The 11,966-nt window shown below is 54.9% G+C and carries 9 protein-coding genes; 3 read left to right on the top strand and 6 right to left on the bottom strand.

What is annotated here, in order from left to right; all coding sequences use genetic code 11:
- Positions 1 to 13: 13 nt before the first annotated feature.
- The 4 genes from H7R58_RS20480 to ettA all read right to left on the bottom strand — a co-directional run bounded on the left by H7R58_RS20480 (position 14) and on the right by ettA (position 7,082).
- Entirely contained in the window at positions 14 to 2,035 is a 2,022-nt protein-coding gene (locus H7R58_RS20480; RefSeq protein WP_182929502.1) for a capsular polysaccharide biosynthesis protein, read from the bottom strand.
- Positions 2,036 to 2,097: 62 nt separating this feature from the next.
- Positions 2,098 to 3,768, bottom strand: a complete 1,671-nt coding sequence (locus H7R58_RS20475; RefSeq protein ID WP_182929501.1) for a polysaccharide biosynthesis/export family protein — start codon at positions 3,766 to 3,768, stop codon at positions 2,098 to 2,100.
- Between the two features lie 31 nt (positions 3,769 to 3,799).
- On the bottom strand, positions 3,800 to 4,969 hold the full coding sequence (locus H7R58_RS20470; RefSeq protein WP_182929500.1) for a capsule biosynthesis protein: 1,170 nt from the start codon (positions 4,967 to 4,969) through the stop codon (positions 3,800 to 3,802).
- Positions 4,970 to 5,414: 445 nt separating this feature from the next.
- Positions 5,415 to 7,082 (bottom strand): energy-dependent translational throttle protein EttA, encoded by a 1,668-nt coding sequence (gene ettA / locus H7R58_RS20465; protein ID WP_182928394.1) that lies wholly within the window; start codon positions 7,080 to 7,082, stop codon positions 5,415 to 5,417.
- 221 nt (positions 7,083 to 7,303) lie between these two features.
- Here ettA and sltY point away from each other — a divergent pair, with 221 nt between their 5' ends.
- Positions 7,304 to 9,241 (top strand): murein transglycosylase, encoded by a 1,938-nt coding sequence (gene sltY / locus H7R58_RS20460; RefSeq protein ID WP_106925248.1) that lies wholly within the window; start codon positions 7,304 to 7,306, stop codon positions 9,239 to 9,241.
- A gap of 63 nt (positions 9,242 to 9,304) precedes the next feature.
- Positions 9,305 to 9,628: a trp operon repressor gene (gene trpR / locus H7R58_RS20455; RefSeq protein ID WP_106925250.1), complete on the top strand. Its 324-nt coding sequence runs from the start codon at positions 9,305 to 9,307 to the stop codon at positions 9,626 to 9,628.
- Between the two features lie 129 nt (positions 9,629 to 9,757).
- Here the strand turns inward: trpR and yjjX are convergent, their stop codons facing one another.
- A complete protein-coding gene (yjjX, locus tag H7R58_RS20450; protein WP_106925252.1) occupies positions 9,758 to 10,276 on the bottom strand; it encodes an inosine/xanthosine triphosphatase in 519 nt (172 codons plus the stop codon).
- 53 nt (positions 10,277 to 10,329) lie between these two features.
- Here yjjX and gpmB point away from each other — a divergent pair, with 53 nt between their 5' ends.
- Positions 10,330 to 10,977: a 2,3-diphosphoglycerate-dependent phosphoglycerate mutase GpmB gene (gene gpmB, locus H7R58_RS20445; RefSeq protein WP_182929499.1), complete on the top strand. Its 648-nt coding sequence runs from the start codon at positions 10,330 to 10,332 to the stop codon at positions 10,975 to 10,977.
- On the opposite strand, the gene robA is transcribed toward gpmB, so the two are convergent.
- Positions 10,974 to 11,843: an MDR efflux pump AcrAB transcriptional activator RobA gene (robA, locus tag H7R58_RS20440; protein ID WP_106925256.1), complete on the bottom strand. Its 870-nt coding sequence runs from the start codon at positions 11,841 to 11,843 to the stop codon at positions 10,974 to 10,976. The two genes, gpmB and robA, sit on opposite strands and share 4 nt — an antisense overlap.
- Between the last annotated feature and the right edge of the window lie 123 nt (positions 11,844 to 11,966).

The raw sequence follows: 11,966 nt of genomic DNA, 5'->3' as shown, positions 1-11,966 counted from the left end.
ATCCTTCTCGATGCTAGTTCTTCATCGTTTTCATCAGCATGTGCAGCTTGCGACCCTGCCGCTGCAAATACTGACCTGCGCCACGTTTTATCCCCATCGCCTGCCGCTTTTGTGCAAGCAGCCAGTCCATGGCCATCTCCGGTGAGATGCACTGTTTAGATTCCGGATGAATGTAGGCGGGGTAGCCGATAAGCGTTTGGTAGAGCAAGTCGCTAATGGTCAGTAAACGCTGACGTCGTTCGCAGGCGTATTCGTCGGTGGTTAGCCCCCAGCCTGCGTAGAAGGGCATGCCGTAACAATAAACAGCCTTGCCGTGCATCAGGGCCTCAAACCCTGATAGCGAAGTCATGGTGTGCACTTCATCAACCTGTTGAATACATTCGATGATATCGGCGTCCAGCGCGACGCAGTCGGCAAGGCGGTGCATTTCCTCATCCGGAATATGGCCCGGTCGGTTGCCAACCAGGACGTCCGGGTGGGGCTTGTAGATAATAAATGCATCGGGATGGCGTGCTCGTACGGTGCTCAGCAGCGACAGGTTTGTTCTGATCGTTGCGGTTCCACTCGCGATGGAGGCATCATTCTCCACCTGTCCCGTCACCAGCAGCCTACGCTTACCTGCGGCCCCGGCGGGTATCTGCCAGCTGGCGCCAAGGTTGTATTTACTCAGTTTGTTTGCGATAAGCTTCTGCCGTAAAGACTCTGCCCGCCGCTGCTGTTCCGGCACCAGGTCAGAATGTATGAGCAAATTTTCAAGGTCACTGGGACGACTGGCATCGTAGTAAATGCCGGTTTTGTCCAGCACCAGAGATAGCGGTGGCTGCAAATCTGAGCCCAGCCCTGAAGAGCGGAGAAAGCCATCTTCCATCCGCCATACCGGGATATCGTACTGGGAAGCCTTCTGCCGCCAGCGCTGCTCACCCTTAATTCCCCAGACGACGCAGGCGCTGGCTTCTTTTCCCTTATGCGAGAAATCAACGCTGTTGCCGGATGTTTTTAGAAAGGGTCGAACGATACTGCTCTTCCACAGCGTCATTCCGGGGGCCCACAATTGGCCGCTACGGGCCAGCAAATGTTGACGCTGTAGACGCAGGTACTCCAGTACATCGGGTAGCGTGCTAGCTTCACCCGTGTGCGGGTCAACGTAGCGGGTGTATTGCAGCCATGCGGCGGCAACCAGGGCGCTGAGCGGTGCGTTGCCACGGCGGGCGGCAATGTCCTGTGATTGAGGATGACGGTCATCGGTTAACCCCCAGCCGGCATACCACGGCAGGCCGAAACAGGTCACTTTCTTACCCGCCATTAATGCTTCAATTCCGTACTGCGAGGTCACGGTATAAACGTGCGAAACCTGGCGCAGCAGGGACTGCGGGCTGAAATCTTTCGTTATCAGCCGAATGCGGGGATCGGCGGTCAGCGCTTCAAAATAGCCTTTCTTTTTTCCTGTCAGCACATCCGGATGGGTTTTAACCCAAATCTCACCGTGCGGGTGCTCCTTCTTCGCACAGGAAAGCATCGCCGCAAACTGGCGCTCGGTTGCTCCACCGAGCGTAACGGAGACGTCGCCGTAGGTTTGATCGACAACCAGCGTCACGTTGGCATGATGCGTTTCTTTGAAGCGTGGGGCATGGTTGTACTTTGAAAGATCGTTTTCAACAATAAACGCGGTGACACGCAGCGCTTCGTTTTTCAACGTTGGGGTTTCGGCTTCTTGTTTGATCAGTATTTCCAGACGGCTGGGGCGACGGGCGTCGTAATAGATACCGAGATCGTCCACCACGATGCCCAACGGCGGTGCGCCGTTTACCCCAAGTTCTAACGAACGGGTGAATCCATCCTCCAGGCGCAGTACGGACAACCCGGCTTTTTGCGCCCGTTCAATTGGGCGCAGGGCAGAAGGGCGTTCGCCCCAAACGGCAATGGCATCCACGTTGCCCGGGAGAGAAGATAGCGGGGTCAGTTTGCAGCATGCTTCGCCTAAAAAGCGCTGAAGATGCGGGAGTTGCCAGATACCTGAAGAGTAGATGCCTATCATCCTGAACGGCTTCCATATGGGTGATCTTTCGGTGGCGGAGTCTCTCCGCCACGCCCTATGTGTTACAGATCCAAAATAACCTTCGCCGCCACCGCCATCTGGTAAAGGATGGTGGAGATACCGCGCGTCACTTCCAGATTCTTCGTTTCGTACTTCGGCAGGACCATAATTTCGTCGCCGGGCTTCACGTCATCGACATCGTCGGCATCGACTGCGGAACCATCCTGATGAATAACGATAATTTTCGACTGCCCCGATTTCTGCGTCAGGCCGCCGCACTTCTCAATGTAGTCATCCACATCGAACTTCTTATCCCAGGAGATTGCGTTGGGGAACAGCACCGAACCGTGGATCATGACCAGCGAGGTTTTTTCCGGAATGGTGATAACGTCGCCGTCTTCCAGAATGACGCTGTCGAGGTTGCTCTCGTTAAGCACTACCTGGCCCTTAGGCACCACGTTGCGCGCTTTGGCGACGAAGCGGCTGACGAGCTGCGCTTCCTGCACGCGCAGCCGAGCCTCTTCCTGAGTCGCTGACTGCGATGAAAGCGAGGCTTCCTCCAGCTTCTGCAGCGAAGTATTGAGCATCTCTTTCTGGCGTACGGCCACCGAGTGGCGGTAGAGCTGTATGCTGCTGAGCTGTGACATGCTGTTAGTTTTTATCTGCGCCAGCACCTGCTTCATGGTCGAGCCATACGGCAGTACCACCGCGTGTTCGCCGGAGTGGGCACCTTCAATACGGACCTGGATTGTTCCGGCATAGCGGTCAGAGCTGACGATCAGTTTATCGCCGTCTTGCAGCATTTTTCCGGAGGCGCTGCTAAGCGGGTAGTACTCGGTCCGCTTCATCGCACCCTGCTGGCGGATAATGGTAAAGTGCGTTGCGCCCGGCTTGGGCCGCGACCATTGCAGCGCTTCGTTTACCGGGATGCTGCTATCGTGAAACTCGAAGTCATAGCTGTTATACACGTCGCCTTCGACGCTAAAGGTATACTGGCGCGGGCCGACCACGATGGTATCGCCATCGGCAAACTGTGACAGATTCAGCGAGCCGTTGAGCAGGAAGTCGTACAGGTTGATGTGCGAGCGCACGCTTTTGCCACGCTTCACGGTGATATCGACATAGCTGCCGCGCTCGCTGTCGACACCACCCGCCTTGCTTAGATAGGAGAGCAGCGAGTCGGAGGCCACGCCGCCGTAAAGCCCCGGGTTTCTGACGTAGCCGGTGACGAACACTTTCACCGGCTGTGCCTGAAGCAGCGAGGCATAGACGTTCACGTTCGACTGATAGACTTCTTTGATTTTTGCCGTGACCAGGCTATTGAGCTGACCGTTACTGACGCCGTTCACCTTCAGCGGACCGACGTTGGGCACGAAAATATTGCCTTTCGGGTCAACGGGCAGCGCGCCGTCGAAATTAAATGCGCCCCACAGGCGAATCTGAATAGTGTCGCCTAAGCCGATGATATAACCCGGGTTGAAACCAATACTGGTGCCGCTGTCTGCCGTGGAGCCATTGAAGAGCTGTGCGCCGAACATACGGCTCAACGGCGGTGCGGGCAGGGCAATTGGGGTGTTATCGAAACCGCTGCTATCGGTACTTTGTGCTTTGGCCGCCAGCAGTTGAGGCAGCCCGGCCGCGCCTGTCAGCTGCGGATCGGCGGTAATTCCAACCGCCAGCGCCTGGCAGGATTGCAGGATACTCAATACAAGAATCGTTTTAACTAATTTCATAATAGACTCTGTTAATGATATTGGCGGTTAATTAGTCTTTGTGATCTTCAATAATGGCGATCAATAATTTGGCCGTGCCAAAAAGCAGACAACACACCAATAACCAACTGGCTAAGAGATACAGTACATTGGGAAATCTGGATTCTTGCGGCAGCTGCGGTGAGCTAATCACCGACAGCGTTTTTAATTTACGCGCGCTTTCTAGACGCGTTTTTTCAATAGCCTGTAACGCCAGCGCATACAGATCGTTATCGAATTTCACCGTGGTTTTCAGATCTTCAAAATCAGCGGCCATGCTATTCAGTTTCTTACCGTCCGGTGCGGTGATTTTGTTTTGCTCAACGTCAATCTGGGCCTGTAAAGACTTAATCGCATTTTTGGTGCTGACCACCTGCGGTGCATCTTCGCGTAAATAGGTCAGCAGATTACGCAGCTCTGCTTCCATATCGATTCGCTTTGCGATTAGCGTATTGACCAACGTGGTGGCCGCTTCCGCCGACGCCGCCGGGTCGAGCACATTGTTGCTATTCTGGTAGGCTAATAGCTGGGTTTTGCTTGCGCTCAGACGATCCTTTGTTTCCTGCAGCTGCTCTTCGGCAAACTGCATCTGCTCGCGCGAGATTTTGTGCGATAGCTCGTTAATAAAACGCTCGGACTCTTTCAGCACCGCCTGGTTAAACGCCTGCGCGAATTCGGGGGTAAACCCCTGCGTTTCAATAGACAGCAGGCCGGTTTTTTCATCGTAATTTACGCTCAGGCGCGAGCGGTAGTAATCCAGATAACGCTCTGCGGTGATATCGGCGGGGAGGTGGAACAAGAAATCCCAGCCGCTTTGGCTAAACGCGTGATGAAAATTGAGTTTCTTATCCAGCGTTTGCAGCATATCCGGTGAGTTAATGTACTCTTTCAGGTACAACGAATCTTCGGCGGATGACGGGTTAGAGGCCCCCAGCAGCAGGCCGAAATTCAGGTTGGAACTGTCGAGTTCGTTGGGCCGCTTAACCGCGACCTTAGACTCACTGACGTAGCGCGGCTGGCTGAAAACCGCCAGATAGATAATCAACAGGCACATCGGGGCGGCGATAATGGCCTTCCACAGATGGCGCTGAATATCGATTTGTCGGATTTTTTTTATTACCGAGCGAGCCAGCCTTTTTTTTCTGGCAATAAAACGGCTAGACAGCACTTTATTCATATTCATGGGCTATTTATTGAACTTAATTAATGGGGTTGGTTTATATATTTTCAGTGGTGAGCCAGTTCTCATCCATACCCTTTATTTCGTGAGTTCAAACGGAATAACGCATGGGAAATAATGTGATAAGACATTGCATTCCTTTGTGTATTATCAAATGGTATTTTTATTTCAAATGGATTCCTATCCATAAATTGTTTTTATGAATAATCGCAAAGCAAAATTCATGCGGCATTTTTAGCACAGTCGTTAAGGCATAACAATAGTGATTATATATGAGAGGGTTTTCTTAAGGAGGATGTATTTGATGATGCTATATTTTAAGGAGAGATAGTGAGCGTTATTGATTTAAAAAAGATGATTTAAAATTCGTCTGAATATTTTTATTATTTCTTTATTATGTATTAAGTAATATTAAAGCGGATGGCTTTCGCCACCCGCTTGAACCGCATTACTTCGCAATACGCTTGTACTTAATACGCTTCGGTTCCAGCGCATCCGCGCCCAGCGTGCGTTTCTTGTACTCTTCGTATTCGGTGAAGTTACCTTCAAAGAACTCCACTTTACCTTCATCCTGATAGTCCAGAATGTGGGTCGCGATACGGTCGAGGAACCAACGGTCGTGCGAGATAACCATTGCGCAGCCCGGGAACTCCAGCAGGGCGTTTTCCAGCGCGCGCAGGGTTTCGATATCCAGGTCGTTGGTCGGTTCATCGAGCAGCAGGACGTTGCCGCCCACCTGCAGCAGCTTCGCCAGGTGCAGACGACCGCGCTCACCGCCGGACAGCTCGCCAACGCGTTTGCCCTGGTCGACGCCTTTAAAGTTAAAGCGGCCAACGTAGGCGCGGCTTGGCATCTCGGTGTTGCCGATCTTCATGATATCCAGCCCGCCGGACACTTCTTCCCACACGGTTTTGCTGTTATCCATCGCATCGCGGAACTGGTCAACCGAAGCCAGCTTCACGGTTTCACCCAGGGTGATTGAGCCGCTGTCAGGCTGTTCCTGGCCAGACATCATGCGGAACAGGGTCGATTTACCCGCGCCGTTCGGGCCGATGATCCCGACAATCGCGCCTTTCGGCACGGAGAAGCTCAGGTCGTCGATCAGCACGCGGTCGCCATAGGACTTACGCAGGTTGCTGACTTCCACAACTTTGTCGCCCAGACGTGCGCCAGGTGGAATGAACAGTTCGTTGGTTTCGTTACGTTTCTGATACTCAACGTTGTTGAGCTCTTCAAAACGCGCCAGACGTGCTTTGCCTTTAGACTGACGGCCTTTCGCGCCCTGACGAACCCACTCCAGCTCTTTCTCGATGGATTTACGGCGAGCCGCTTCCTGAGAGGCTTCCTGAGCCAGACGCTGATCTTTCTGCTCCAGCCAGGAGGAGTAGTTACCTTCCCACGGAATACCTTCACCGCGGTCAAGTTCGAGGATCCAACCGGCAACGTTATCGAGGAAGTAACGGTCGTGGGTAATCGCCACAACGGTGCCTTCGAAGTCGTGCAGGAAGCGTTCCAGCCATGCGACGGATTCCGCATCCAGGTGGTTAGTGGGTTCGTCGAGCAGCAGCATGTCTGGTTTTTCCAGCAGCAGACGGCACAGCGCGACGCGGCGGCGTTCACCACCGGAGAGTTTTTCGATTTTAGCGTCCCAGTCCGGCAGACGCAGCGCATCAGCGGCGCGCTCAAGCTGCACGTTCAGGTTGTGGCCGTCGTGCGCCTGGATAATTTCTTCGAACTTACCCTGCTGGGCAGCCAGCTTGTCGAAGTCGGCGTCCGGTTCAGCGTACTTGGCGTACACTTCGTCCAGGCCTTTCAGCGCGTTAACCACTTCGGCAACGGCTTCTTCAACGGATTCACGAACGGTATGTTCAGGATTCAGCTGCGGCTCCTGCGGCAGGTAGCCAATTTTAAGGCCCGGCTGCGGGCGCGCTTCACCTTCAATGTCGGTATCAATACCGGCCATGATGCGCAGTAGGGTAGATTTACCGGCGCCGTTCAGACCCAGAACACCGATTTTTGCGCCAGGGAAGAAGCTCAGCGAGATGTTTTTAAGAATATGACGTTTCGGCGGAACCACTTTGCCGACACGATGCATGGTATAAACGAATTGAGCCACGTTGGACTTCGCCTCTTTATCGTGATGAATAGAGTTTTTTCAAAGGCGAAGTGTAGCTGTTTTCACCGTCCAATCCCAGCAGGCAAATTCAGCTGCGCGACATCGCAGATAAAACGTAAAAAAGTGTTCACGGCGTGGCGCATTGCGCGATCAGTCGTTAGCATCAATTTATTACGCGGCATGATGCTGCACCGACGTAACGTGACAACGAGGAAGAGCTTGTGCAAAAAGCCCAACAATTTACGTGGCATCTGCTGGCAGCAGGTATCTGCCTGCTGACCGTCAGTAGCGTTGCCCGCGCCGATTCGCTGGACCAGCAGCGCAGCCGCTATGCGCAAATCAAACAGGCCTGGGACAACGGCCAGATGGAGGTGGTGGCGCAGCTCATGCCGACCCTGCGCGACTACCCGCTGTACCCGTACCTGGAATACCGCCAGCTTTCCGGCGATCTGATGAACACGCCCGCGCTGTCTGTCACCCAGTTTGTGCAGGCGAACCCGACGCTGCCGCCTGCCAGAACGTTAAAAAATCGCTTCGTGAATGAGCTCGCCCGGCGCCAGGACTGGCGCGGGCTGCTGGCGTTTAGCCCCGATAAGCCCGGCACTGCGGAGGCGCAGTGTAACTATTACTATGCCAAATATAACGTGGGCGATACCCAGGGCGCCTGGGAGGGGGCAAAAAGCCTGTGGCTTACCGGTCAAAGTCGGCCCAATGCCTGCGATCCGCTGTTTAGCGCCTGGCGCGCGTCCGGTACTCAGGATCCGCTGGCTTACCTGGAGCGCATTCGTCTGGCGATGAAGGCTGGCAATACGGGGCTGGTGAACGTGCTGGCCGGGCAAATGCCGGCCGAATATCAAACGATCGCCAGCGCTATTACCGATCTGAATAACAATCCCAACAACGTGCTGACTTTTGCCCGTACCACCGGGGCGACTGACTTTACCCGTCAGTTGGCGGCGGTCGCGTTTAGCAGCGTTGCCCGCCAGGATGTGGAAAACGCACGGCTGATGATTCCCACGCTGGTGCAGGCGCAGCAGTTGAATGAAGAACAAACTCAGGAGCTGCGCGATATTGTCGCCTGGCGGCTGATGGGCACTGACGTGACCGATGAACAGGCGCGCTGGCGGGATGACGCCATTATGCGTTCGCAGTCGACCTCGCTCATTGAACGCCGCGTGCGTATGGCTCTGGGTACCGGCGACCGTACCGGGCTGAACACCTGGCTGGCACGGTTGCCGATGGAGGCCAAAGAGAAAGACGAGTGGCGCTACTGGCAGGCCGATTTGTTGATGGAGCGAGGGCGCGATGACGAAGCGCGCGGCATTTTGCTGTCGCTGATGCAGCAGCGCGGGTTCTACCCGATGGTGGCGGCGCAGCGTTTGGGCGAGCCTTATATGCTGCGTATCGATAAAGCGCCGGGGGCTATCTCCGCAACGCTGACCGACGGCGCAGAAATGGCGCGCGTGCGCGAACTGATGTACTGGAATCAGGACAACACTGCGCGTAGCGAGTGGGCAAACCTGGTGAGCAGCCGTAATCAAACCGAGCAGGCGCAGCTGGCTCGCTATGCTTTCGATCGCCAATGGTGGGATCTTAGCGTACAGGCAACCATCGCCGGTAAGCTGTGGGACAATTTGCAGGAACGTTTCCCGCTGGCCTATAACGACCTGTTCGTGCGTTACACCGCAGGTAAAGACGTGCCACAAAGCTACGCGATGGCGATTGCACGTCAGGAAAGCGCGTGGAACCCGAAGGTGAAATCACCGGTAGGTGCCAGCGGGCTGATGCAGATTATGCCGGGCACTGCGACCCATACGGTTAAAATGTTTAATCTGCCGGGCTACAGCAATCCTGCGCAACTGCTCGATCCGGAAACCAATATCAATATTGGCACCAGCTACCTGCAATACGTTTACCAGCAGTTTGAAAATAACCGTATTTTTGCTTCTGCGGCGTATAACGCCGGGCCGGGTCGCGTGCGCACCTGGCTTGGCAACAGCGCCGGGCGCATCGATGCGGTCGCGTTTATCGAGAGCATTCCGTTCTCTGAAACGCGCGGCTACGTGAAGAACGTGCTGGCCTACGATGCCTATTACCGTCACTTTATGGGCCAGAAAGAGGATGTGCTCAGCAGTAATGAGTGGCAACGACGTTACTGATAGGTAAGACCTGTGTTATGCTTGTACTCGTTTAAGAGTACAAGCATAACATGGTGGCCTGACATGACCCAACAATCCCCTTATTCAGCGACGATGGCTGAGCAGCGTAACCAGGAGTGGCTTCGCTTTGTGGAGCTTCTGCGTCTGGCATATACCGACGATCTTGCACAGCCGCTGCTTAATTTAATCATGACCCCGGACGAGCGCGAAGCATTGGGTACTCGCGTGCGTATTATCGAAGAACTGCTGCGCGGCGAAATGAGCCAGCGTGAGCTGAAAAACGAGCTGGGCGCGGGGATCGCGACGATCACTCGTGGATCGAACAGCCTGAAATCGGCGCCAGTAGAGCTGCGCCAGTGGCTGGAACAAACCCTACCTAAAACCTAAGCCCGTCATCTGGTAGTGTGCGATGGCTTGCCTGATGGCGCTACGCTTATCAGGCCTACCTGCAGTTGTCGGCCGGATAAGGCGAAGCCGCCATCCGGCAGTGCGCAATGGCTTGCCTGATATCAGTATCTATCGGTGATACAGGTCGTTATGGAACGGGCTAAGCGCCAGCACCACCGCCTGATGGTAAACGCTGCTGCGGGTTAATACGCCGGCGGTGAAAACGCCGATAGCGCCTTCTTTATTGCCAATCTTATCGATGCCGGTGTACTTCGACATCACCGGCCCCAGCGCTTCCCCCGCGCGCACCTGCTCGAGGATTGTCTCCGGCAAAGGCAAGGTGGCGGAACGCGCCTCGCCGCGTTGGTCTCTGCTCTCAATAACCACCCAACTAAAGGTGGCACCTTCATCAATTCCGGCTTCAATGGCCACCCAAAAATCAGCGTCCGGACGTGCTGCTCGCGCGTTAGCGACCCGGTTACGTGCGCCTGCGCGCGTTTGTTCGCTGCCGAACGGCTGTTCCGGGACGCCGGTATCAACGGAGATCGCATCGACCTGGCAGGATCCTTCGCCAAAAATCTGGTCAAATGCCGCAAGAATTGCCTGAATTTTGGCAGGATTGGTGGTAGCGGAGACAACTTGATGCATAATCTACACAACTCAGATAAAAAAATGTCATCGCAGTATAACGGATAAAAAACATGTTACAGGTATATCTTGTTCGCCATGGCGAAACCCACTGGAACGCCGAGCGGCGTATTCAGGGTCAGTCCGATAGCCCCCTGACGGAGAAAGGGGAGCAGCAGGCGATGCAGGTAGGCGAGCGCGTGCGCACCTACGGCATCACCCACGTCATTGCCAGCGATCTGGGCCGTACGCGCCGTACCGCTGAGATCATTGCCGATGCCTGCGGCTGTGGTGTCACGCTGGATGCGCGCCTGCGCGAGTTAGATATGGGGGTGCTGGAGCAGCGCCACCTCGATTCATTAACCGCGGAGGAAGAGCTGTGGCGTCGTCAGGTGGTTAACGGCACGCCGGACGGGCGTATTCCGCAGGGCGAATCTATGCAGGAGCTGAGCGAGCGTATGCATGCGGCGCTGGCCGCCTGTCTCGATCTGCCAACCGGCAGTCGCCCGCTGCTGGTGAGCCACGGTATCGCGCTAGGCTGTCTGGTGAGCACTATTCTGGGGCTGCCTGCGCACGCGGAGCGCCGCTTGCGTCTGCGTAACTGCTCTATCTCGCGGGTGGATTATCAGGAAAGCCTGTGGTTGGCGCCGGGATGGGTGGTTGAAACGGCAGGGGATATCTCACATCTCGATACCCCTGCGTTGGATGAGCTACAGCGTTAACGACGAATTGGAATCAGGTACTCGCAGCGCAGCATAATCGGCGGCTCCTGATTCCGCGCTTCGTCCTGCGGGAAGAAGCGTTCGATGTCCTGACCTTTACGACGCGTCAGGTTAAGCATTGGCATACAGGTACCGTACAGCGTCAGAATAAACTCCTGCACCCCGGTTCCCAATCCTTCGTAGGTAAACATCACGTATTCGCCGCCTTCAAGGGTAACCGGATGCACGTCGTCCACGTGGCCGTTGGCCATCTCTGGCGTCAGCGCGGTGGTATAGAACACTTCCTGCTCGTCGTCTTTCTCCAGGCTAGGGCGAGGCTCGTGCAGCCCGTACAGAATCGGCGGGATGGACGGCGAGTTGGCGAGGAAATCGGTCCAGAACTGGACGCGCATCTGCTGGCGGAAATCGGAGATCTCTTCCAGCTTGCAGGTATAGCTCTGGGTTACGCCCAGCAGATGGGTAGTTGGCAGCGTAATAAACTCGTATTTTGGCATCGTAAACTCGCCCAGGCGCAGAGGCGGCCGCATGCCAAAGGAGCTCCAGTCCGGCGAACGACGATACAGCGCCGGCGTCAGCGTAAACTGCTTTTTGAACGCCCGTGTAAAGGTCTGCTGAGAGTCAAAACGATACTGCAGCGCGATATCAAGGATCGGGCGAGCGGTCAGGCGCAGTGCAACAGCAGATTTAGACAGACGGCGGGCGCGGATATAGGCACCGATGGCATGGCCGGTGACATCTTTGAACATACGCTGCAGATGCCATTTAGAATAACCCGCTTTTGCCGCCACATTATCCAGCGATAGAGGCTGATCCAAATGGCCTTCCAGCCAAACGAGGAGATCGCGAATAATTCCAGCTTGATCCATAAAATGCCCTCATCCTTAAAATCTTATGTGCCTGTTACCAAAGTAGCGGATAATAGCATCTTTTGCTGTTTTAGCATTCGGTGTTTTTTTTATGCATAAATGCGTTTTAACACTCGATATTGC

Origin of the sequence: Klebsiella sp. WP4-W18-ESBL-05 (assembly GCF_014169075.1) — a bacterium.
Lineage (GTDB): Bacteria > Pseudomonadota > Gammaproteobacteria > Enterobacterales > Enterobacteriaceae > Kluyvera > Kluyvera ascorbata_B.
This window is presented reverse-complemented; position numbering and strand designations above follow the sequence as displayed.